We start from the raw sequence: 22,738 nt of genomic DNA on the forward strand, positions 1-22,738 counted from the left end.
TTGCGATGGGTCGGAAGCACCCGGCGTCCGGTCTGGACGGGACGCGTAACTGACTGTGCAGATGAGCGATTCCGGCAATCACTGGGAGGTCGGCACCGATATCGGTGGCACCTTCACCGACATCGTCGCGATCCGGCGCGATTCCGCGGAAGTGCGGACCGCCAAGGTGCCGTCGCGGCCCGACGCACCCGTTCAGGCGATGCTGGAGGCCATCGACGCGGTTGGCCTGCGCAAGAGCGAGGTCAAACGCTTCGTCCACGGCACCACGCGTGTCACCAACGCTATCGTCGAGGGCCGGTTGCCGAAGGTGGCGCTGGTCGCGACCGTGGGTTTTGCCGACGTGCTGGAGATCGGGCGCTACCGCCGCCGCGATCTCTATCGCCTCGATATCCCGCCGAAATCGCCGCCCCTGGTGCCGCCGGAACGATGCTTTGGGCTCGCCGAACGCCTCGACCACGAGGGCCGGGTGCTGAAGGCGCTGGAGGAAGCGGAGATCGAGCGTCTGGTGGCCTGGCTCAAGCGTACCGGCGTGCAGAGCGTCGCCGTGGCCTTGCTTCACGCCTATGCCAATCCGGTGCATGAAAAAATGCTCGGCGAGCGACTCAAGGAAGTCGTCGCACATGTCTCGCTGTCGCACGAGGTCAATCCCGAGGCGCGCGAATATGAGCGGACCTCGGCAACCGTGTTCAACGCGGCCGCGATGCCGATCGCGGTGGAATATCTCAGCGAGCTGGAGCAGCGGCTGCCGATCGGCCCCGGCCTCCAGGTGTTTCATTCCGCCGGCGCCATGATCCCGATTTCGGCGGTGAAACGCCGGCCGCTGGTGATGGCGATGTCGGGGCCTGCGGCCGGCGTCTCCGCTTCCGTCGCCATCGCGCGCCAGCTCGGCGCCTCGCGCATGCTGACCTTCGACATGGGCGGCACCACGACGGATGTTTGCCTGATCGTGGACGGCCAGGCCGAGATGACGGACGGTCGCATGCTGGGCGACAAGCCGTTGCGCCAGCCGATGCTCGCGGTGCATTCGATCGGCGCGGGCGGCGGATCAATCGTCCGCAGCGGCCCCGGCGGCCTCACGGTCGGCCCGCAGAGTGCCGGCTCCGAGCCGGGACCGGCGTGCTATGGCCGCGGCGGTCGTGAGCCGACGATCACCGATGCCAATGCCGTGCTCGGCTATCTCAATCCCGAGACGAAACTCGGCGACCGTATCGGCCTCGACATCGAGGCCGCGAAGCGCGTGATCGAACCGGTCGCGCGCGCGCTCGAACTCGACCTCACCGAAACGGCGCTAGGAATCATCAAGGTCGCGAATGCGACCATGGCCCGTGCGCTCCGCCGCGTCACGGTCGAGCGCGGCATCGACGGGCGCGACTGTACGCTGCTTGCCTTCGGCGGCGGCGGCCCGATGCATGCTGCGGGCCTCGCCGATCTCTATGGAATCCCAGAGGTCGTCGTGCCCAGCGCATCGAGCGCGTTCTCGGCGCTGGGCTGCCTCACTGCCGATTTCAGCTTCCTCCAGCAGCAGACTCTTCGCGCCGCCCTCGACGGCATCGATCTCGCGCGCGTATCGGAGCGGATCGAGGCCCTGATCGCCGATGCATCCGCGCCGCTGTTCGCCAATGGCGTTGCTAAGGCGGAGATCCAGGTCGAGCTGGCCGCGTTGATGCGCTATGTAGCGCAGAACGATGCCATTCCGGTATCTTTCGCCTTGCCGCTGGACGTCGCCAGGCTCAAGCAGGATTTCCTGACGCGGCATCACGAGCTGTTCGGCTATGCGACCGGCGAGCCTTGCGTCATCGAGTCCGTGCGGGTGCAGGCCCGCCGGCCGTCGACAACCGTCGTGAGCCGGCCGGCGACGGCGGTGAGGGCGGTATCCACGGGCACGCGTGTCTGCTCGTTTGATGGTCTGCCCGAGACGGCGACAGCGATCGTCGACCGCGCGGCGCTAACCGAGATCGTCAACGGCCCTGCGATCATCGAAGACGCGTGGTCGACCGTGGTCGTGCCGCCCGGATGGCAGGCGAAGCCTGATGCGACGGGCAATCTGTTCCTGACGCGGAGGAGGGCATGAAGCTCGATCCATTCGTTGTCGAGGTCATCAGGCACGGGCTTTCCGCCGCGGCCGAGGAGATGAGCCTGGTGATGACGCGCTCGGCGCGCTCGCCGCTGTTGCGCGAGGCCGGTGACCTGTCGTCCGCGATCACCGACGGCCACGGCGGTCTGGTCGGGCAGGGCCGCGACATTCCGATCCATCTCGGCGCGATGGCCTACACCATCCCCGAATTGCTGAAGGTGATGCCACGCGAGCGCCTGAACGACGGGGATGTGCTGATCTACAATGTCGGCGCGCTCGGCGGCAATCATCTCAACGACGTCAAGGTCGTGCGGCCCGTCTTCGTCGACGGCGACATCGTGGCCTTCGCGGTCAGCCTCGCGCACTGGCCCGACATCGGCGGCACCTGGCCCGGCAGCTATTTTGCCAAGGCGATCGACACCTTCCAGGAGGCGATGCGGATTCCGCCGGTGCTGATCGCGACTGCGGCCGGCATCAACACGGCGATCGTGCAACTGCTGAAGGCCAATGTTCGCGATGCCGAATCCTGCGAGGGCGACCTCCTCGCCCAGATCGCCGCGACCAAGGCCGGCGAGCGGCGCATCGTCGAGCTTTGCCGCGAGCACGGCAAGGCGGTGTTCACGGCCGCGCAGTCGCGCCTGCACGATCTCTCCGAGATCGAGATGCGCGCGGCGCTGCGCGATCTTCCAGACGGCGTCTATGAGGGCGAGGATTACCTCGACGACGGCAGCGACAACAACGCGCCGGCGCGCATCCATGTGAAGATCACCATTCGCGGCGACGAGGCGACCTTCGACCTCTCCGGAAGCTGCGATCGCGTCTCGAACTTCTGCAACACGACACCGTTCATGGCGCGCTCGGCCGCCGCCTATGCCGCGCGAATCATGAGCGGGCGCGACATGCAGCAGAACGCAGGCGCGCTCAGGCCTTTGACCATCATCACGCGCCCGGGCTCGATCCTGGAGCCCGGCTGGTCGGCGTCCGTCGCGGCCGGCAACCATGAGACGTCCATGCGCATCGTCGATGCGATCTTTCGTGCCATGCAGGACACCATCCCCGAACGCCTGTCGGCCGGCGGGGCGACCACGGCGGGTGTGCTGTTCTTTGCCGAGCCGCGGCCGAACGGATCGTGGAAGATGCTCTACGAGGTTCACGGCGGCGGCGAAGGCGCGCGCCACGATCGGGACGGAACGTCCGCGACCCGTGTACATCTTTCCAATACGTCGAACACGCCGGTCGAGGTGATCGAGGCGAATTACGCGATCCGCCTCGAGCAGCAGGCTATCCGCCGGAACTCCGGCGGAGCGGGAGCGTATCGCGGCGGCGACGGTTCGGTTCGGACCTATCGCATCCTCGCACCCTCGATGCACCTGACGACCTGCATCGAAAGGATGGTGCTTCGGCCGTGGGGCATGCAGGGCGGCGAGGCCGGCAAGGCTTGTCGTATCTCGCTGGTCAGGCATGGCGCGAACGTCACGATCGACGGCAAGTCGAACCTGGTGTTGCAGCAAGATGATCTCGTCACGATCGAGATGTGCGGCGGCGGCGGTTATGGCGCTGCAGCTGTAGAGTGAGGGGATTGCGATGAGCAGATTGTTGCGAACCGGGCTGAATGCGGGCGACGCCGCGCCGATGGCCGTGGTCGGCGGCGAGGGCGTCTACTTCCACCTGTCCGATGGCCGCAAGCTGATCGACGGCAGCAACACCGGCGGCGGTCTCGGCCATCGCCACCCCGCAATGGTGGAGGCGATCCGCCGCGCGGCGGATACGCCCGTCGTCAACGAAGGCTGGACCTGGGTGGGCCGCGAACAGGCCGCGGATGACCTGATGGCCACTGCGTTCAAGGGTGAACAGGATTGGGTCGGCGCGGTGCGCTTCTGCATCAGCGGCAGCGAAGCCAACGACATGGCGCTGTCGCTCTGTCAGGCCCTGATGCAGCGGTCCGCGTTGGCCACGCGGGAACGCGCCTATCACGGCATCACCGGCCTGTCGCGCAGCATGACGGTGCAGCCGCAATGGCATGGCGGGCTCGCCGTGCATGCCGGTGGTTCGAAGCTGCCGGCGCCGATGGCGCCGGTGCGGATCCTGCCGGCGCCGGATGGCGCGATCTACGGCGCGCCGGCCAACAATACGCCGCCGAGCGAGTATCTCGCAGATGCCACGCGGCTGCTCTCGGACACGGCGGCAACCATCATCGACTACACCCAAGGCGGCATCTATTACGACGGCGAATATCAGGACGAAGTGGCGCGTTGCGCGCGGCAGGCGGGCTCCTACTGGATCGCCGACGAGGTCGTGACCGGCGCCGGGCGCGCGGGCCGCTGGTTCGCGTTCCAGGGGGCGCAAAGTCGCCCGGACATCGTCACGCTGGGCAAGTCGCTCGGCGGTGGCGCCGCCGCTGTAGCTGCGGTCGTGGTCTCCAAGAACATCGTTGAGCGGCTCAAGGGTGCGAGCTGGCAGAACTATGGCACGTTGCGCGGCCATCCCATCAGCATGGCGGCCGTCAGCGCCTATTTGAAGGTTGTCACCGAGGACAAGATTCTGGAGCGTGTGCAGCAGCTCGAGAAGCTGTTCATCCGCCGCCTGCTCGCGATCGCGCAAAAGCATCCGAGCGTGCGGCGCGTCGCGGGGCAGGGACTGCACTGGACGGTGGAGCTGCACGGACCCGACTGGCGCAATTGGCATGCCGACACCACGGAGGTGCCGATCGCCTCGCGCGTCGCGGAGCGGGCGCTGGAAGCCGGTGCGGTGATCGGCACCAGCGGCGAGCAGACCTCGCTGTTCCTGGCGCCGCCGCTGGTCATTTCCGAGCGCGAGGCTGACCAGCTTCTGGACGCGCTCGATCACGGACTCGATATCGCCGACGAGGAGCACGGGTGAGCGCGGATCACGCAACGCCACGCCGGTCGCCGGCCTGGCCGGCGGATGAGCCCTGGCATCTCGCGATGCCGGAGGGAACGCTGTACGACGCGCTGGCGCGGGCCGCGCATGATCGGCCTTCGCATCCGGCGACGGTGTTCTACGGCGCGAGCCTGAGCTACGCCGAGCTGCACGACCGTGTCGATGCCATGGCCGGCTTCCTGCAGGGCGCCTGCGGGGTGAAGCGCGGCGACCGCGTCATGATCGCGCTTCAGAACTCGCCGCAATATGTCATCGCCTATTACGCGGTGATGCGGGCGGACGCCGTGATCGTACCGGTCAATCCCATGAACAAGTCGGCCGAGGTCGCCTATCTCGCCGCGGATAGCGGCGCTCAGGTCGCGATCATTGGAAGCGAGCTGATCTCCATGTTCGCTCCCCTCGTGGGCACAGCAATCAGCAATGCGGTTGTTGCCCAATATCGCGACGAGGTTCCGCTGGCGACGCCTTATACGCTGCCGTCATGCGTGACCGAAGCCCCGTCGGAGATGCCGGCGCTGCCGGGCTGGCATTCCTGGTCCTCTGCGATCGAACGGTGCCTACAGCCGGGTGCAATGGAGGCAGGTCCGGACGATCTCATGATCCTGCCCTACACGTCTGGCACCACGGGCAAGCCCAAAGCGTGCATGCATACGCATCGCAGCGCGCTGTTTACGGCTGTCCTGCAAGCGCGCTGGTACAAGCTGGACCGCAGCGACGTGATGACCGGCTTCATGCCTCTGTTCCATGTTGCGGGCATGCAGGGCTCGATGAATGCGGCGATGGTCACTGGGGCCACGCTGCTCCTGATGGCGCGCTGGGACAAGGATCTGTTGCCGGATCTGTTCGAGACCCATGGCGTGACGTTCTGGAACGCCGCGCCGACCATGATCGTCGACGTGCTCGCCAGCGCCCGGTTTCGCGACGAATGCTTTGCCAAACTCAAGGTGCTGACCGGCGGCGGCGCGGCGATGCCGACGGCGGTCGCTGAGCGGCTGAAGGGGCGGTTCGGCCTCGATTTCGTCGAGGGCTATGGCATGACCGAGACGATGTCGCCGACGCACCTCAACCCGATGGCCGCGCCGAAGCGGCAATGCCTCGGCATCGCGGTGCACGAGACGCATGCGCGGATCATCGATCCCGAGAGCTTGGTCGAGCTCGACGACAATGTCGTCGGCGAAATCGTCGTGCACGGACCGCAGGTGCTGCAGGGGTACTGGAACAGGCCGCAGGCGAATGCCGAGGCCTTCATCGAACTTGACGGCAAGCGGTTCCTGCGTACGGGCGATCTCGGCTATCGCAATGCCGAAGGCTATTTCTTCGCCGTCGATCGCCTGAAGCGGATGATCAATGTCAGCGGCTTCAAGGTGTGGCCGGCCGAGGTTGAGGCCGCGATGTATCAGAACCGCGCGATCCGGGAGTGCTGCGTCATTTCGGCGCCGGACGATTACCGCGGCGAGACCGTCAAGGCGCTGGTCGTGCTGGATGAGGCGGCGCGGGCAACGACATCGCCCGACGACATCGTTGGCTGGGCGCGCGGCGCGATGGCCAGCTACAAGGCGCCTCGCGCGGTCGTCTTCGTCGACCAGCTGCCGCGCACCGCAAGCAACAAGATCAACTGGCGGCTGTTGCAGGACGCCGAATGGGGGCGAACGGCATGAAATCTGCTTGGCTGGAAAACGGACGCAAGGCGGCGTTATGCTGCCGCTACGCCCTTGAAGCTGCGATCCCCAGCCTCGCCAAGAAATTCGTGAAGAGATCAGGAAGTCGCTGATGCGAATCGTCAATGTCGCCGCCGCCCAGATGGGCCCGATCCAGAAAGCCGACAGCCGCGAGGCCGTGGTCAAGCGCATGATCGCGCTGATGGACGAGGCCAAGAGCAAGGGCGCCGACTTGATCGTCTATCCCGAATTGGCGCTGACGACGTTCTTCCCGCGCTGGTATGTCGAGGACCGGGCCGAGTTCGACGTCTGGTTCGAGCGGGAGATGCCGAACGCGGCGACAAGGCCGCTGTTCGAGCGTGCCGCGCAGCACGGAATGGCGATGAACTTCGGCTATGCGGAGCTGACGCCGGACGGCCATCATTTCAACACCGCGGTTCTCACCGACAAGTCCGGCAAGATCGTCGGCAAATACCGCAAGGTTCACCTGCCGGGCCATGTGGAATACGACACCAAACGCTCGCACCAGCATCTGGAGAAGCGCTATTTCGAGCCGGGCGATCTCGGCTTCAAGGTCTGGCGGACGCTGGGCGGCATCATCGGCATGGCGATCTGCAACGACCGCCGCTGGCCCGAGACCTATCGCGTCATGGGCTTGCAGGGCGTGGAGATGGTGCTGATCGGCTACAACACGCCATCCGTGAATGCCGAGAAGAGCGAAGAGGGCGTCGAAAAGCGCCTGTTCCACAATCGCCTCTCGGTGCAGGCCGGCGCCTACCAGAACGCGACCTGGGTGGTCGCGGTGGCCAAGGCCGGCATCGAGGACGGCCACCCGCTGTTCGGCGGCAGCCTGATCGTCGATCCCAACGGCGAGATCGTGGCCGAAGCGAAGACGGAGGAGGACGAGGTCCTGGTCCATCCTTGCGACCTCGATGCAACGACCTTCGGCAAGACCACGATCTTCGATTTCGCCCGGCATCGCCGCATCGAGCATTACGGCCTGATCACCAGCCAGACCGGCGCGGTGCCGCCGCCGGAGACGTGACGCCGATGGCTGACAAGGGCATCTCCTTACGCGAATTGGACCCGCGTGACCGCTACAAGCTGCTCTGCGGCGTCGTGGTGCCGCGGCCGATCGCGCTGGTGACGACGCTGGACGAGAACGGAGCTGTCAATGCCGCGCCCTTCAGCTTCTTCAACGTCTTCTCGGAAAGCCCTGCGCTGATCGTGCTCGGGCTGCAGCACAAGCCGGATCATTCGCCAAAGGACACGACCCGTAACATCCATCGCGACGGCGAGTTCGTGGTTCACATGGTCGACGAGGCGCTGTCGACGGCAATGAACGACTGCGCGGTCGATTTTCCCTCCGGCGACAGCGAGGTCGCCGCGACCGGCCTTGCCACGCTTTCGTCGGTGGACGTGAAGGTGCCGCGCCTCGCCGCGGCGCCTTTTGCGCTGGAATGCCGGCGCCATGTGGTGCTGACCTTCTCGGCGGATCGCGAGCTGTTGATCGGCGAGGTGCTCAGGGTCCACGCCCGTGAGGGCCTCGTCGATGCCGGCAATATGTATGTCGATCTCGATGCCTACCGGCCGATCGGCCGCATGTTCGGCAATCTCTACACGACGCAGCGGGATACGTTCGCACTTGTCCGCGAGAGCCATGCGCAATGGCTCGCTCGTCAGGACAAGAAAGAGTTGAAGGACGCCTAGTGAGCCGAGAACTGCACCGTGCCCAGCGCCATGGTGACGGCCGCCTGTGTCGGGTCGATCACGGGGATCTGCAGCGCGTCTTCGAGCGGACGGCGATGGCGCGCCATGCCGGCGCAGCCCATCACGATGGCACGGGCGCCGTCCTCGTCGCGCAGCGCGCGGCCGACCTCGATCATTTTCGCCAGCGTGCCTTCGCCCGAGGCGGTTTCCGCAACGCTCATGTTCAGCGGCCGCTCGCCGGCGAGGCGGTCGGTCAGTCCCATCTGCCTGAGATAGCGCATGTGACGCGGGATCGATCGCTGGGCGATCGCGATGACGCCGAAGGTCTCGGCGCGCGAAAGCGCGGTCAGCACGCCGCACTCGGCAATGCCGAACACGGGACGGTCGGTGCCTTCACGACAGACCTGAAGCCCGGGATCGCTGTAGCAGGCGATGACGAAGGCGGCCGAGCTGTTGTCGCTCTCGACCAGCCGGCGCAGCGGCATCGCGACGCTGTCGACGTCGGCCTGGCTCTCGATGCCGAAGGGACCCTCGGCCAGCGTCTGGCAGACCACTTCCGGCCCGCCCTCGAAGTCGAGCGGCTTCAGCGCATCCTCCAGCCCTTGCGTGACCTTGTGGTTGGAGTTCGGATTGATGACGAGAATGCGCGGCCGGGACATGATGGTCTTCCTGCAAAATGGAGATCACTCGTTTCAGGCATATCATGGAGTGCCTCATGACTGAACCAGTTTACGACCTGATCATCCGCGGTGGCCGCGTCGCCACCACCACCGACGTCTTCGAGGCTGATGTCGCGATTTCCGGTGAGACCATTGCAGCCGTCGGAAAGGGCCTTCCGGGAGCGAAACGCGAGATCGACGTGCGCGGCAAGCTCGTGCTGCCCGGTGGCGTCGACAGCCATGCTCATATCGAGCAGCTCTCCGCTGCCGGCATCATGAATGCCGATACGTTCGAAAGCGCGACGGTCTCTGCCGCCTTTGGCGGTACCACCACGGTGATCCCGTTTGCCGCCCAGCATGTCGGGATGAAGCTGCCGCAGGTGGTGGAGGACTATCACGCGCTGGCGAGGATGGGCGCCGTGATCGACTACGCCTTTCACATGATCATCGCGGACGCGACCAGGGAGACGGTCGAGGAGCACATCCCGGCGCTGGTGAAGCAGGGGCATGCCTCGATCAAGATCTTCATGACCTACGACCGGCTCAAGGTCGATGACGAGCCGCTGCTCGACATTCTGCTCGCCGCGCGCCAGTCCGGCGCGATGCTGTGCGCGCATGCCGAGAATCACGGCATCATCGCCTGGATGGTGAAGCGCCTGCTCGCGCGCGGCTACACCATGCCGAAATACCACGCCGTCAGCCACGCCCGCGTCTCGGAGGCCGAGGCGTTCACGCGGTTGATCGGCATGGCGGCGCTGATTGACCAGCCGATCATGATCTTCCACGTCTCGACCGCCGAGGGCGCCAAGGTGATCCGCGACGCGCGCGGGCAAGGCCTCAAGGTCTTCGCCGAGACCTGCCCGCAATATCTGTTCCTCACTGCGGACGATCTCGACAAGCCCGGTTCGGAAGGTGCCAAATGGATGTGCAGCCCGCCGCCGCGGACGCATGCAGACCAGGAGGCACTCTGGCAGGCGCTCTCGCTGGGCGATCTCCAGACCATCTCGTCGGACCACGCGCCTTATCGCTACGACGAGACAGGCAAGCTGCGCGCCGGCCCCAATCCGAATTTCAAGCAGGTCGCCAACGGCCTGCCCGGACTGGAGCTGCGGCTGCCGCTGCTGTTCGATGCGATGGTGTCGAAGGGTCGGCTGGGCCTGGAGAAATTCGTCGAGCTGACGGCGACGGCGCCGGCAAAGATCTACAATCTGCATCCGCGTAAGGGCTCGATCGCCGTCGGCGCCGATGCCGACATCGCGATCTGGGATCCGAACCGCGAGGTCACGATCACTGATGAGATGATGCACGATCTCGCCGGCTATACGCCGTTCGCAGGCCGCAAGCTGAAGGGCTGGCCGGTTTCGGTGCTCTCGCGCGGCCGGATGATCATCGACGGCAACAAATGTTTCGGGAAGCCGGGCAGCGGAAAGTTCCTCGCGCGCAGCGGCGGCGAGGCGGCAAAGCCGACCGGCAGGCTCGTGGCCGACATGGATCCGGAACGGAATTTCGGAGCAAAATTGCTGTGATGATGGATTGCACGCGATGAAGATCATCATCTTCGGCGGCACCGGCTTTATCGGCCTCAATCTCGCCGAGGTGCTGCTCGCGCGTGACCATGACGTGACGCTGTATGATTGCGCGCCTCTCCCGCCGGCGGCACAGCGGTCGCTGCCCAATTATCGGGAGCGGCTCAAGGTCGTCCAGGGCGACATTACCGACGCGGAAGGCATCGAGGGCCTGATTGCCGGTGGATACGATGCGATCGTGCTCGGCGCGGCGATTACGGCTGGGGAGGAGCTCGAGCGGGCATCGACTGCGCGCGTGCTCGAAATCAACGTGATGGCGCAGATTCCCATTCTGCTTGCGGCGATCCGCCATCGTGTTCGGCGGGTCGTCAATCTGTCGTCGGCATCGGCCTATGGCGCATCGGGGACGAGGTTCGACGTCCTGGACGAGGAGACGCCTTGCGATCCCGTCTCGTTCTACGCCGTCAGCAAGTTCACGTCCGAGCGATCGGTGGCGCGCCATGCCGAGCTCTTTGGCGGCGATTTCCTGAGCGTGCGGCTGAGCGCCGTATTCGGTCCATGGGAGCGGCCCGGGGCGGTGCGCGATACGCCAAGCCTCCAGTTCCAGATTCTGGCCGCCTTCGCGCGCGGAGAGCCGGCGATCTTGCCGGATGCCGGAGTGAAAGACTGGACCTACGCGCCGGACGCCGCCGAAGCCGTGGCGAAGCTGATCGAGGCTGAACGGCCGCGCCATCGTATCTACAACATCTCCAGCGGAACAGCCTGGTCGGCGCTGCAATGGGGTAAGGCGTTTGCGGCGCTGCATCGGGGCTTGCAATGCCGGCTCGCAGCGCCGGGAGAGAAAACCGAGATCAAGCTCCACGGCGGCGATCGTGCGCCGATGTCGGTTGCGCGGATGGCCGATGAATTCGGCTGGCGCGCCCGGCTCGGTTGCGCGGAGTCGGCGGCCGCGATGAGCGCTTGGTGGATGCAGCACAAGGAGACGATCTGAGATGCGGCTGCAGGGGCGCACGGCGATCATCACGGGAGCAGGCTCGGGGATCGGCCGCGCCACCGCAAAGCTGTTCGTGGAGGAGGGCGCGCGCCTTGCCTTGGTCGATCGCGATGCCGCCGGCCTAAAGGAGACGGTGAGCCTAGTCGGCGAGGCCACGACTCATGTCGGCGACGTCGGCTATGCCGGTTTCGCCGAGACTGTCGTCGGCGAGGTCGTCGCGCGCCACGGTCGCCTCGACATCCTGATGACGGCGGCCGGCTTCTCCTGCGGCGGCACGGTGCTGACGACGAGCCTGGACGACTGGGACGCGGTGTTTCGCACCAATGTCGGCGGCACCTGGCTGTGGGCTCGGGCCGCCGTGCCTCACATGCAGCGGCAGAACAGTGGCTCCATCATCACCTTGGCTTCGCAGCTCGCGATGGCCGGCGGCAAGGGCAACAGCGCCTATATCGCCGCCAAGGGCGCCATCGTCAGCCTGACGCGCACCATGGCGGTGGATTTCGCCACCGACGGCATTCGCGTCAACGCGATTGCGCCGGGCGCGATCGATACGCCGATGCTTCGCCGCAGCTTCGCCCGTCACGCCAATTCGGACGAGGTGCGTGAGGCCTCGCGCAACCGCCATGCCATGAAGCGGTTTGGCGCGGCGCAGGAGATCGCGCAGACAGCGCTGCATCTCGCCAGCGATGCATCCTCGTTCACGACCGGCACTGTGATGGTGGTTGACGGAGGCTGGCTCGCGGCATGAGTGATGGGCTGACGACGCTCGAAACGAACGTGCGCGCCGATCTCGCGAAGATCGCGCATCCTCATGCCGCATGGCTCGAACCGAAGACGGGACCCGACGGCAGACCGGCGCTGGATGTCCTCATCGTCGGCGCCGGCCAGTCCGGCATCGCCATCGGCTTCGGCCTGATGCGCTCGCGCGTCAGCAACATCCTGCTGATCGACAAGTCGGAAGAGGGCAAGGAAGGCCCGTGGCTAACCTATGCCCGCATGCCGACGCTGCGCAGCCCGAAGGATTATACCGGCCCCGATCTCGACATCCCGAGCCTCACCTACCAGTCCTGGCACGAAGCCCGGTTCGGCAAGGAAAGCTGGCAACAGCTCGGCCTGATCGAACGTTGCCATTGGGCGGAGTATCTGCTGTGGCTGCGACGCACGATCGGCTTGCCCGTGCGCAACAATTGCGAGCTTCTGGAGATCGTGCCTGCATCCGACGGCCTACTGGCCGCGCGCGTGAAACGGGCAGGCGAGATCGAGACGCTTTACGCCCGCAAGATCGTGCTCGCGACGGGGCAGGAGGGCATGGGCGATTGGATGGTCCCGGAGCAGCTAGCGCATCTGCCGGCGAGCTCGGTCGCGACCGTCGCCGACGACATCGACTTCGAGAAGCTTCGTGGCAAGCGCGTGGCCGTGATCGGTGCCGGTGCATCCGCCTTCGACAATGCGGCGACCGCGCTGGAGGCGGGCGCGGCAGAGGTGCATCTGCTGTGTCGCCGGTCGCAGATCCAGGTGATCCAGCCCTATCGTTGGCTGACCTTTCGCGGCTTCCTGCGCCACCTCAGCGATCTCGACGATGCATGGCGCTGGCGCTTCATGCGGGCGATCCTCGAAATGCGGGAAGGCTTTCCGCAACCGACTTATGATCGCTGCGCGCGCTACGTCAATTTCACATTGCACGAGGGCGCACCGGCCGAGACGGCCCGCGAAACCGACAAGAGCATCGAATTGCAGACGCCGCGTGGCGCCATCGCGACTGATTTCGTCATTTGCGGCACCGGCATCGACATGAACTTTTCCAGTCGTGGCGAGCTCTCCGCATTCGCTGCCAACATCGCGACCTGGGCCGACCGCTATCAACCGCCGGAGAGCGAGCGCAACGATCGGCTCGGCCGCTTTCCCTACCTCGCCGACGATTACGCTTTCACCGAGCGCGTAGCCGGCGAGACGCCGTGGATTTCCGACATCCATCTCTTCGCCATCGCCTCAACCATGAGCTTTGGCCCGTCTGGATCGTCGATCAATGCGATGACGACGGCCGTTCCAAAGCTCGTGAACGGCCTGACACGCGGCCTGTTTCGCGCCGATGTCGAGCGGCACTGGACTTCGCTCTGCGCCTATGACGTGCCGCAGGCGGTTACGCGGCCGGCGCGAAAAATGGGGGAAACGCGATGATCATCCATGCGCCGCCGCGACGAGGCGTCCCCACCAGCACGCCGTGAGACTGGCGCGCAACTTGCTTCTTTCTTGACCAGTCTAGCCGGCCTTCCTCTTCGGAAATTCAAGGAAAACCAATGCGTTTTGTGTCTTTCAGGTCTGCGGCCTCAGTTCTCGCCACCACTGCGCTGTTGTCGATCGCCACCGCGCCGTCGCAGGCGCAAACCAGGGCGGAGACATTGCGCTATGTCACCGGCGCCTCCGTCAACACGCTCGATCCAAACATCCCGGGCTCGACGCGCGAATCTTTCGCGCTGAGCATGAGCACCTATGACCGGCTGGTGACATTTGGCCGCAAGCAGCTCAATGGCAAATGGGTGTTCGATCTCGACACGATCACCGGCGAGCTGGCCGAATCCTATGACGTCAGCCCCGACGGTTTGAAGCTCACGTTCCGTCTGCGCAAGGACGCAAAATTCCAGGACGGCTCGCCCGTGACCGCCGAGGACGTGAAATGGTCGCTCGATCGCTGCGTCACCGCGCCGATCCTCGGTAAGGCGCAATTGCTGACGGGCTCGCTGACCTCGGCCGATCAGTTCAAGGTGATCGACCCTCTCACCATCGAGGTGACGCTGCCCAAGCCCGACAAGCTCGCGCTGCCGAACCTGGCCACGGTCTATCCCATGATCATCAACTCGAAGGTCGCCAAGGCACACGCGACGCCGGATGATCCCTGGGCCACTGCATGGCTGAAGGAGCACACCGCAGGCAGCGGCGCCTACGTGGTCGAGAACTTCAAGCCCGGCGAGCAGGTGATCCTCAAGCGGGACGAGAACTGGAACCGCGGCTCGGCCAACAAGCCGGCTTTCTTCAAGCGCGTCATCGTGCAATCGGTTCCGGAACCGGCAACCCGCGCCAATCTGGTCGAACGCGGGGATGCCGATCTCGTTGTCGATCTCCAGGCCAGCGATGTGCAGTCGCTGGAGGCCAAGGGCAAGCTCAAGGTGATCTCGACGCCGCAATACAATGCGATCACCTACGTCTCGATGAACAACCAGCTGCCGCCCTTTGACAACGTGAATGTGCGCCGCGCTATCGCTTACGCGCTGCCCTATGACGACATGTTCAAGGCTGCCCTGTTCGGCCGGGGCGCGCCGCTGTTCGGCGCGACATGGCCGGATGGCAATCCGTTGAATGGCATTTATCCGTTCCAGCAGCCGGTGAAGATGGATCTCGACAAGGCCAGGGAATATCTGAAGGCGGCCGGTCTGCCGGAAGGCTTCTCGACAACGTTCAGCTTCAATGTCGGCCAGTCCTCGACGGCGGAGCCGATGGCTGCCCTTGTCAAGGAGTCGCTTGCCAAGATCGGCATCAAGGTCGACATTCAGAAGCTGCCGGACGCGCAGATGTCGACGCAGATCAACGAGAAGAAGCTGCCTTTCTTCACGGAGGGCATCGTCGCCTGGCTGCCGTCGACTGATTATTTCTACCGCAACTTCTACACAGGCACCCAGCGCTGGAATTACAGCTCGATCAACAACCCGGAGCTTGCCGCGATTGCGCAGGAAGCCCGCTTCGAGCCGGACAAGGCCAAGTATGAGGCAGCAGGCCGCAAGCTCAATGCGATGCACTTCGATCTGATGCCGCAGATCATGCTGTGGCAACCGAACCAGGACGCGGTCATGGCGCCGTCGATCGAAGGCTACACCTACGAGTTCCATCGCCAGGTGGACTATCGCGATGTCAGCCGGAAGTGACATCGTGATCAACGGGAGCGCTGAATGGTGATGACCGGTCTTGGTGCAACGATGGTGCGGGCGGGCAGGCGGCTCTTGTCGTCGCTGCCGGCGCTGTTCGGCGTGCTGGTCTTCACCTTTCTGCTGATGCGCGTGTTGCCCGGCGACCCCGCGGTGTTCTTCGCCTCGGGCCCCAATGCCGGCAAGGAGGAGATCGAGCAGATTCGCAAACAGATGGGGCTCAACAAATCGGTGCCGGAGCAGCTCGTGTTCTATCTCTCCGACATCGGTCGCGGCAATCTTGGCCGCTCCATGATGACGGGGCAGCCGGTACTGAAGGACCTGCGCGAGCGTCTGCCGGCGTCCCTGGAGCTCACCTTGACCGCGCTCCTGATCGCGCTGATCGCGGCGGTGCCGCTCGGCGTGGTCGCGGCGCTGCGGCCGGGATCGATCATCGATCATGGCGTCCGGCTGTTTTGCGCCCTCGGCGTCTGCGTCCCGACCTTCGTCTCGGGCCTGCTGCTGATCTACGTTTTTTATTACCTGCTCGGGCTTGCGCCTGATCCGACCGGTCGGATCGACGTGTTCACCTCGCTGCCGCCGCAACGAACCGGCTTTCTCTCGATCGATTTCCTGCTGGCTGGAGATTTCGAGGGTTGGTGGGCGGCCTGCAAGCAGCTGGTTCTGCCGGCAGTGAGCATGGCCCTGTTCGTCATCGCGCCGCTCGCGCGGATCACCCGCGCCTCGATGCTGGTGTCGCTTGGGAGCGATTTCGTACGTACCGCGCGATCGGTCGGATTGTCTTGGGGCAAGGTGGTCGTCACGTATGCATTGAGGAATGCGATCCTTCCCGTCATCACCATCGCCGGCATCGTGTTCTCGACCATGCTCGGCGCCAATGTGCTGGTGGAGAAGGTGTTCTCCTGGCCTGGCGTCGCCTCCTATGCACTCGATGCGCTGCTCTCGTCAGACTATGCGCCGGTACAGGGCTTCGTGCTGCTGATGGCGAGCCTGTTCGTGCTGGTCAACCTCGTGGTCGATATCTGCTACGGAATCGCCGATCCCAGGGTTTCCATCGGATGACCAGTGCAACCCTCCGCCATTCGGTCTGGATTTTGCGCGGCAATCCGCTCACGGCGGTGGCCGCGGCCGGGGTGGCGCTGTTCGTCCTGCTTGCGATCTTCGGTCCCTGGATCGTGCCTTATGATCCCGTGGCCTCCAACGTGTCCGAAGCGTTGCAGCCGCCGAGCGCGGCCCATCTCGCCGGCACCGACCAGCTCGGGCGCGACGTGTTCAGCCGCCTCATCATCGCGGCGCGGCTTGATCTTGCCATTGCGGTGTCTGCGGTCGGCATCTCCTTCGTGATCGGCGCCGTCGTCGGCTCATTCTGCGGCTACGCCGGTGGCCGGCTCGATCGCGCCGTCGGCCGCTTTGTCGACGTGATGATGGCCTTTCCGTTGTTCGTGCTGGCAATGGCGATGGTCGCGGCCCTCGGCAACCGCGTCGAGAACATCGTGATCGCAACCGCGATCATCAATCTTCCCTTCTACATCCGCTTCGCGCGCGCCGAAGTGAACGTCCGCCGCAATGTCGGCTGGGTCGAGGCCGCGCGCGCCTGCGGCGAGAGTCATTTCTCGGTGGTGCTCCGTTTCCTGCTGCCGAACATCCTGCCTGCGATGGCGGTGCAGATCTCGCTCAATCTCGGCTGGGCCATATTGAACGCGGCCGGCCTGTCCTTCATCGGCCTTGGCGTCAAACCGCCGACGCCGGAATGGGGCATCATGGTGGCGGAGGGTGCGCGCTTCATCTCGACGGGTCGGTGGTGGCTGGTGGCCTTTCCGGGCCTCGCACTGATGCTGGCCGTGCTGTGCTTCAATCTCCTCGGGGATGGGATGCGGGATATTCTCGATCCCCGTATGCGCACATGAGCGAGGAACTGCTCAGGATCGACGACCTCCACGTCGCGTTCTCGACGCGGCGCGGCATGGTCGAGGCCGTGCGCGGCGTGACCCTGACGGTGCAGGCCGGCGAAATGCTCGGTCTCGTCGGGGAGAGCGGCTCGGGCAAGTCGGTGACCGGCTTTGCTACGACGCGCCTGCTCGATGCTGCCGGGCGCGTCACCGGCGGCAAGATCCTGTTTCGCGGCCGGGACGTGACGAAGCTCCGGGGCGATGATCTCCGTCAGCTCCAGGGCGCCGCGATGTCGATGATCTTTCAGAACCCGCGGTCGGCGCTGAATCCGATCCGCGCGATCGGATTGCAGATCGCGGATGCGATCCTCACGCACAAGCGCATTTCGAAAGAGGCTGCGCGTGCCGAGGCGCTGGAACTGTTGCGCGCGGTCCAGATTCGCGATCCAGAAGCGCGAATGAACGCCTACCCGCACGAACTGTCGGGCGGCATGTGCCAGCGCGTCATGATCGCGATCGCGATCTCCTGCAATCCGGCGCTCCTGATTGCGGACGAGCCGACCACCGGTCTCGACGTCACCACGCAGAAGGTGGTGATGGATCTCCTGGCGGACATCGCCGCCGCACGCGGCATGGCGACGATCCTGATCACGCATGATCTGGGACTCGCGGCGCGCTATTGCCGCCGCATCGCGGTGATGGAGCGCGGCCGCATCGTCGAGGAGGCGAGCCCGAGGACGCTCTTCAGCGCGCCGAAGCATTCCTATACGAAGCGCCTCGTCGCGGCCTCGCCGACCGCGACGTCCCGGATCGAGGATCTCGTGACCAGGGAGGAGCGGGAGCGTTACGCAACTGTGGTCAGCAGGCCCAGGCAGGAGCCCGCACACGGGACGCCGCCGTTGCTGGAGGTGCGCAAGCTCGCGAAACGTTTCGACCAGGGCTCTGCGGCGGTCGCCGACTTCTCCATGACGATGGCCGGGGGCGAGAGTGTCGGGCTTGTCGGCGAATCCGGGTCGGGCAAGAGTACGACCTCGCGCATGATCTGCCGCCTGATCGACCCGAGTGAAGGGGACATCGTGTTCGATGGGCAGTCGATCGGCCATGTGGCGTCGCGTGACTTTCACCGCTCGCCATTGCGCAAGGACATCCAGATGGTCTTTCAGGACCCGAATGAGAGCCTCAATCCGCGCTTCACCGCGTTCGACTGCATCGCCCACCCCCTGATGCGGCTCGATGGCATGCGGGCAGGCGACGCGCTGCGCAAGCGCGTCGAGGAATGCGCCGAGCGCGTGGGGCTGCCGCTCGATCTCTTGCCGCGTTTCCCCCATCAGCTCTCCGGCGGCCAGAAGGCCCGCGTCGGCATTGCCCGTGCCGTCGCCTGCCGGCCGCGGCTCCTCGTGCTGGACGAGCCGACCGCTGCGCTCGACGTCTCGGTGCAGGCGGTGGTGTTGCAACTGCTCGATCGCCTCAGGCGCGACGATGACATCGCGCTGCTGTTCGTCAGCCATGACCTCAACGTGGTGCGGATGCTGTGCGACCGCACCATCGTGCTGCGCAATGGCGGCATCGTGGAGCAGGGGGAAAGCCGGTCGCTGTTCGATAATCCGAAGAACGATTACACCCGCAAGTTGGTCGAGGCGATTCCGCATATCGAGACGGGCGAGGCGCTCGCGGCGGCCCTCTAGGCCCCGCAGGCCGACGTGGGCCAGCGTCTGACCGGGCAAGGCTTGAACCTTACGTTCGCTGCGGCATGCGGGATTGTCGCTATCGCCCTGCGCCGCTCGCAACGATGGAGGAGGGCGACGTCACGAGCTTGTCGAGCCCGAGATAGACGAGCCCCGCAACACCGATGCCGAACAGCCAACTCAGATCGGCGCCCCCGAGCAGGTTGATCGAGATCGGCCCCTGAAGCGCGCCGACCAAGCCGTCCTGCACCAGCCATCCGGCGACCAGGCCCGCAAAGAACGCAACCATGCCGACCCAGTTGATGTCGCCATAGGCGCTGGTCTGCGGCGAGCGGTAGAGCTCGGCGACGTCGATCCTGCTCTTCCTCTTGATGAAGAAGTCGGCCAGCACCACTCCGGCCCACGAGCTCATCCACAGCAACAGGCTGATCATCCAGTTGTCGAACGCTTTCGCGAAAGATGGCGCGAAGATGAAGTACAGCGTAACCAGGTAGCCGGCGATGCCGACGATGACGGTGAGCCAGAAGCGCGACAATCTCAGTCCCGCACTCAGCGCCGCCAACGTCGCCGAATAGACGTTGAGGATGTTGGTGGCGATCGGGCCATGCAGCACCATCAGGAGAACCAGGATGCTGACGGGACCTCCAAACACCGCGCTGACCATCTTGGCAGGGTCGGTATCCAGGGTCGTCGAGGCGATGGTTGCGCCGAGAATGCCGAGCCAGACCGTCGGCACGAACATGCCGACATAGCTGTACCAGAACACGGATTTCGACGGCACGCTTCTGGGCACGAAGCGAGAATAGTCGGAGGCCCAGGTCACCCAGGAAATGCCCCAGCCGACCCCGATCGCGGTGGTGAGCAGTGTCAGCATCGCCAGATGTGCACCGGGAGCGAGCGAGGTAGTCAGGTTCCAGTTGACGACACCAGGGCGCGTCCACGCCAAAATGCTCATCAGCACCATGACGGCGATGGTGGGCGGCACCGTGTACTTTTCGAAGGTGCGTATTGCATAAAAGCCGTAGATTCCGATCAGCACCTGCACGGCCATCACCAGCGTAATGACGACCAGCTCGACCGGCCAGGTGTCGGGAACGCCGAACTGTCCGAGGATGCCCATCGAGACCTTGACCGGGAAGTAGGTGTTGACCCCGATCCAGCCCAGCGTCATCAGGAACATGAGAATGCTCGGCAGATAGGCGCCGCGTACGCCGAACGCGGACCGGCTCAACACCATCTGGTTGACGCCGGTCTTATGCCCCATCACCGTGAAGGTCGCGAAGATCGCGCAGCCGACGATGTTGCCGAGCACGATGACCGCGATCGTCTCCATCAGGCCAAGCTTGAGGATGATGCCGAGCGCGCCGAGGGCCCAGTTCACCGGCGCGATGTTGGCGCCGGCCCAGATCCACATCTGCTGCGGCCCGGTCGAGTCCCGGTCCGCATCGGGAATCGGCTCGATGCTGTGAATATCAGCGCGAAGTTCGGAATCCGTCATGGTATCCCCCAATACGAAGCACGCTTCGCATCATCGCAGCATAAATCGTGCCATGGAATTGCGGAGCGGCTGAGCGGGCGGGCGGCGATGCCGGAGGTCACGCGCGTCGCGCCGGATGCGACTGCGTTTTCAAGCGCTGGCCGATCTTGCGCGTGAGTACGCTTCGGCATGTCTGCCGCGCCGGTGAGAGGCGGGCGATGTTGCTCGGCCGGGCAGCGGTACGATGATAAATTGAGCAGCCCAACTCAAAAGCGCAGCAATGGCTCCTAGTCGAATACGGCAGCAGCGCTGTCGCGACTGGGATGGCCGGCCACGATGCGCTGCATCATTTCGATGAAAAGCGCCTGTTCCCGCTGGCTCAAATCGCCGAGCGTCGCACGATGCGCCCGTCGCGCCGCGCCCTCGATCTTGACCAGCAGCGCGGCTCCGGCCGGTGTCAGCCGGCACAGCCGGGCCCGGCGATCGTCCTTGTTCACCGCGCGCTCGACCAGGTTTCGGGCGGCGAGCCGCTTCAGGGCGCCGGTCGTCGTGGTGCGATCGAGGGCGATATCGGCCGCCAAAGTGGTCTGATCGGCGGTTTCACGCACCGCCAGCGCCGAGAGCAGGCTGTATTGCAGCGGCGTGACCTCGAATTCGCCGCAGGCTTCCTGAAACAGCGCGACGTGAATCTGATGCAGCCGGCGGATCAGATAGCCGGGCCGTTCCGACAAGGGCCAGGGGCGGTGCCTCGTCCCGCCGCGACGTGTCTTCGCCTGCCGCAATGCACACTCTCCCAAGCCGAAACCCTGCCGCGCTTAGCTCGATTCGAGTGCGCCTGCCACATCGGGATCATGGCACGATGCTTGCTTTTGTCAAAATGCGAAGCATGCTTCGTAATGTCAAGATACGAAGCATGCTTCGTAATTCGAGGGGACGAAGCCGTCACCCTCGCAAGAAGAGGAGAGCGCCATGTCCGTCACTGCCAGCTTCGACCTTCTACTGCGAGGCGGTCGCGTGATCTGTCCGGCCTCCGGCGTCGATGGCATCAAGGATGTCGCGATCCGCAACGGCAAGATTGCCGCGGTCGCGTCCGACATTCTGCCGACCAGCGCCAGGGAGGTCGTCGACGTCGGCGGCAAGCTGGTGCTGCCCGGGCTGATCGACACCCACGCCCACGTCTATCAATATGTCACCGGCCGCTTCGGCATGAATCCGGACATGGTCGGCGTGCAGTCGGGTGTGACGACGCTGGTCGACCAGGGCGGCCCGTCCTGCATGACGCTGCCCGGCTTCCGTCATTTCATCGCGGAGCCCGCCGCCTCGCGCGTCTACGCGTTCCTGTCCGCCTATCTCGTCGGCGGACTGGAGGGGCACTTCTATCCGCAGCTCTATAGCCCCGACGGCGTCGACGTCGACGCGACCGTCAAGGCGGCGACCGCCAATCTCGACATCGTGCGCGGCATCAAGGCTCACGCCGAGATCGGCGGCTTCGCGCGCTGGGGCATCCGCGTCATCGAGATGGCGGCGGAGATCGGCAAGCGTGCCGATCTGCCGGTCTACGTGCATTTCGGCCAGCTCTGGGGCCTGCCCGAGAGCGGCGCCAATGGCGAGGATGCCGACACGATCCTGACGCGCGTGATTCCGCTTCTGCGCGAGGGCGATGTCCTCGCCCATCCCTTCACGCGCCATCCCGGCGGCTTCGTCAACCGCGAGGGCGAGGTGCATCCGGTGATCCAGGCCGCGCTCGATCGCGGCCTGAAGGTCGATGTCGGCCACGGCAGCCATTTCTCCTACCGGCTGGCGAAGAAGGCGATCGCGGCCGGCATCATCCCGACCACGCTGGGCGCCGACATCCACGGTTACAACACTCATGTGCCCGCGCCGGCCGGAACGCCCGACCAGCACGAGGATGATGAGAATCATCCCTTTGCCGGTCAGGCCAAGTTCAGCCTGGTCCAGGCGATGAGCTCGATGATGGCGCTGGGCCTGTCGCTCGAGCAGGTGGTGCCGATGGTCACCTCCAATCCCGCCAAAATGCTCGGCCGGAGCGGGGACATCGGCGCCCTCAAGGTCGGCATGGACGCCGACGTCTCCGTGCTCACGGAGCAGAGCGGCCGGTTTGTCCTGAGGGACAACGAGAACAACGAGGTGATCGCCGAGCGTCTGCTGCAGCCGGTGTTTTGCCTGCGCGCCGGCACGCGCTTCGACGCGGTCGCGCCGATCCTGCCCCAGGCCGTTGCGGCGTAGG

At 65.1% G+C, this 22,738-nt stretch carries 18 protein-coding genes; 15 read left to right on the top strand and 3 right to left on the bottom strand.

Annotated features, from left to right (window positions below; translation table 11 throughout):
• The first annotated feature begins 61 nt into the window (after positions 1-61).
• The 6 genes from AC066S_RS17080 (at position 62) to AC066S_RS17105 (ending at position 8,343) form a co-directional block, all read left to right on the top strand.
• Complete coding sequence (locus tag AC066S_RS17080; RefSeq protein ID WP_135169773.1) at positions 62-2,071, top strand: hydantoinase/oxoprolinase family protein; 2,010 nt, start codon at positions 62-64, stop codon at positions 2,069-2,071.
• Positions 2,068-3,648 carry a hydantoinase B/oxoprolinase family protein gene (locus AC066S_RS17085; protein WP_135169772.1) on the top strand — a complete coding sequence of 527 codons (1,581 nt, stop codon included), beginning with the start codon at positions 2,068-2,070 and terminating at the stop codon, positions 3,646-3,648. The genes AC066S_RS17080 and AC066S_RS17085 overlap by 4 nt, the downstream gene beginning before the upstream one ends.
• Before the next feature lie 10 nt (positions 3,649-3,658).
• Positions 3,659-4,954, top strand: a complete 1,296-nt coding sequence (locus AC066S_RS17090; protein ID WP_135169771.1) for an aminotransferase class III-fold pyridoxal phosphate-dependent enzyme — start codon at positions 3,659-3,661, stop codon at positions 4,952-4,954.
• Positions 4,951-6,633 (top strand): long-chain-fatty-acid--CoA ligase, encoded by a 1,683-nt coding sequence (locus AC066S_RS17095; RefSeq protein WP_135169770.1) that lies wholly within the window; start codon positions 4,951-4,953, stop codon positions 6,631-6,633. Before AC066S_RS17090 ends, AC066S_RS17095 begins: the two co-directional genes overlap by 4 nt.
• A 112-nt stretch (positions 6,634-6,745) precedes the next feature.
• Entirely contained in the window at positions 6,746-7,678 is a 933-nt protein-coding gene (locus tag AC066S_RS17100; RefSeq protein ID WP_135161709.1) for an N-carbamoyl-D-amino-acid hydrolase, read from the top strand.
• Between the two features lie 5 nt (positions 7,679-7,683).
• Positions 7,684-8,343, top strand: coding sequence for a flavin reductase family protein (locus AC066S_RS17105; RefSeq protein ID WP_478270223.1), 660 nt, complete (start codon positions 7,684-7,686; stop codon positions 8,341-8,343).
• Here the strand turns inward: AC066S_RS17105 and AC066S_RS17110 are convergent.
• Positions 8,340-9,002, bottom strand: a complete 663-nt coding sequence (locus AC066S_RS17110; RefSeq protein ID WP_135169768.1) for an aspartate/glutamate racemase family protein — start codon at positions 9,000-9,002, stop codon at positions 8,340-8,342. The genes AC066S_RS17105 and AC066S_RS17110 overlap by 4 nt on opposite strands.
• A 56-nt stretch (positions 9,003-9,058) precedes the next feature.
• Here AC066S_RS17110 and hydA point away from each other — a divergent pair, with 56 nt between their 5' ends.
• From hydA to nikE, 8 genes are all read left to right on the top strand, one after another.
• The gene (hydA, locus tag AC066S_RS17115) at positions 9,059-10,528 is read left to right on the top strand and encodes a dihydropyrimidinase (protein WP_135169767.1); all 1,470 of its coding nucleotides are present in this window, start codon (positions 9,059-9,061) and stop codon (positions 10,526-10,528) included.
• A gap of 16 nt (positions 10,529-10,544) precedes the next feature.
• Positions 10,545-11,519, top strand: a complete 975-nt coding sequence (locus AC066S_RS17120; RefSeq protein WP_478270224.1) for an NAD-dependent epimerase/dehydratase family protein — start codon at positions 10,545-10,547, stop codon at positions 11,517-11,519.
• Between the two features lies 1 nt (position 11,520).
• On the top strand, positions 11,521-12,270 hold the full coding sequence (locus AC066S_RS17125; RefSeq protein ID WP_135169765.1) for an SDR family oxidoreductase: 750 nt from the start codon (positions 11,521-11,523) through the stop codon (positions 12,268-12,270).
• Complete coding sequence (locus AC066S_RS17130; RefSeq protein WP_135169764.1) at positions 12,267-13,700, top strand: NAD(P)-binding domain-containing protein; 1,434 nt, start codon at positions 12,267-12,269, stop codon at positions 13,698-13,700. Before AC066S_RS17125 ends, AC066S_RS17130 begins: the two co-directional genes overlap by 4 nt.
• 119 nt (positions 13,701-13,819) lie before the next feature.
• Positions 13,820-15,439, top strand: coding sequence for an ABC transporter substrate-binding protein (locus AC066S_RS17135; protein ID WP_126255429.1), 1,620 nt, complete (start codon positions 13,820-13,822; stop codon positions 15,437-15,439).
• 27 nt (positions 15,440-15,466) lie between these two features.
• Positions 15,467-16,501 carry an ABC transporter permease gene (locus tag AC066S_RS17140; RefSeq protein ID WP_135169849.1) on the top strand — a complete coding sequence of 345 codons (1,035 nt, stop codon included), beginning with the start codon at positions 15,467-15,469 and terminating at the stop codon, positions 16,499-16,501.
• On the top strand, positions 16,498-17,346 hold the full coding sequence (locus AC066S_RS17145; RefSeq protein WP_135169763.1) for an ABC transporter permease: 849 nt from the start codon (positions 16,498-16,500) through the stop codon (positions 17,344-17,346). The genes AC066S_RS17140 and AC066S_RS17145 overlap by 4 nt, the downstream gene beginning before the upstream one ends.
• A complete protein-coding gene (gene nikE / locus AC066S_RS17150; protein ID WP_135169762.1) occupies positions 17,343-19,013 on the top strand; it encodes a nickel ABC transporter ATP-binding protein NikE in 1,671 nt (556 codons plus the stop codon). The genes AC066S_RS17145 and nikE overlap by 4 nt, the downstream gene beginning before the upstream one ends.
• Positions 19,014-19,092: 79 nt before the next feature.
• On the opposite strand, the gene AC066S_RS17155 is transcribed toward nikE, so the two are convergent.
• Complete coding sequence (locus tag AC066S_RS17155; protein WP_164718349.1) at positions 19,093-20,511, bottom strand: cytosine permease; 1,419 nt, start codon at positions 20,509-20,511, stop codon at positions 19,093-19,095.
• Positions 20,512-20,777: 266 nt separating this feature from the next.
• Complete coding sequence (locus tag AC066S_RS17160) at positions 20,778-21,272, bottom strand: MarR family winged helix-turn-helix transcriptional regulator (protein WP_235885109.1); 495 nt, start codon at positions 21,270-21,272, stop codon at positions 20,778-20,780.
• A gap of 187 nt (positions 21,273-21,459) precedes the next feature.
• Between AC066S_RS17160 and AC066S_RS17165 the strand changes: the two genes are divergently transcribed.
• Positions 21,460-22,737 carry an amidohydrolase/deacetylase family metallohydrolase gene (locus AC066S_RS17165; protein ID WP_135169761.1) on the top strand — a complete coding sequence of 426 codons (1,278 nt, stop codon included), beginning with the start codon at positions 21,460-21,462 and terminating at the stop codon, positions 22,735-22,737.
• Position 22,738 lies beyond the last annotated feature (1 nt).

It is taken from the genome of Bradyrhizobium sp. CFUWI (genome assembly GCF_056429085.1).

Excerpts from the sequence above, each read along its gene's own strand:
- AC066S_RS17080 (WP_135169773.1), top strand. The coding sequence starts at position 62 with ATGAGCGATTCCGGCAATCACTGGGAGGTCGGCACCGATATCGGTGGC.
- AC066S_RS17085 (WP_135169772.1), top strand. The coding sequence starts at position 2,068 with ATGAAGCTCGATCCATTCGTTGTCGAGGTCATCAGGCACGGGCTTTCC.
- AC066S_RS17090 (WP_135169771.1), top strand. The coding sequence starts at position 3,659 with ATGAGCAGATTGTTGCGAACCGGGCTGAATGCGGGCGACGCCGCGCCG.
- AC066S_RS17100 (WP_135161709.1), top strand. The coding sequence starts at position 6,746 with ATGCGAATCGTCAATGTCGCCGCCGCCCAGATGGGCCCGATCCAGAAA.
- AC066S_RS17105 (WP_478270223.1), top strand. The coding sequence starts at position 7,684 with ATGGCTGACAAGGGCATCTCCTTACGCGAATTGGACCCGCGTGACCGC.
- AC066S_RS17110 (WP_135169768.1), bottom strand. The coding sequence starts at position 9,002 with ATGTCCCGGCCGCGCATTCTCGTCATCAATCCGAACTCCAACCACAAG.
- hydA (WP_135169767.1), top strand. The coding sequence starts at position 9,059 with ATGACTGAACCAGTTTACGACCTGATCATCCGCGGTGGCCGCGTCGCC.
- AC066S_RS17120 (WP_478270224.1), top strand. The coding sequence starts at position 10,545 with ATGAAGATCATCATCTTCGGCGGCACCGGCTTTATCGGCCTCAATCTC.
- AC066S_RS17125 (WP_135169765.1), top strand. The coding sequence starts at position 11,521 with ATGCGGCTGCAGGGGCGCACGGCGATCATCACGGGAGCAGGCTCGGGG.
- AC066S_RS17130 (WP_135169764.1), top strand. The coding sequence starts at position 12,267 with ATGAGTGATGGGCTGACGACGCTCGAAACGAACGTGCGCGCCGATCTC.
- AC066S_RS17135 (WP_126255429.1), top strand. The coding sequence starts at position 13,820 with ATGCGTTTTGTGTCTTTCAGGTCTGCGGCCTCAGTTCTCGCCACCACT.
- AC066S_RS17145 (WP_135169763.1), top strand. The coding sequence starts at position 16,498 with ATGACCAGTGCAACCCTCCGCCATTCGGTCTGGATTTTGCGCGGCAAT.
- nikE (WP_135169762.1), top strand. The coding sequence starts at position 17,343 with ATGAGCGAGGAACTGCTCAGGATCGACGACCTCCACGTCGCGTTCTCG.
- AC066S_RS17155 (WP_164718349.1), bottom strand. The coding sequence starts at position 20,511 with ATGACGGATTCCGAACTTCGCGCTGATATTCACAGCATCGAGCCGATT.
- AC066S_RS17165 (WP_135169761.1), top strand. The coding sequence starts at position 21,460 with ATGTCCGTCACTGCCAGCTTCGACCTTCTACTGCGAGGCGGTCGCGTG.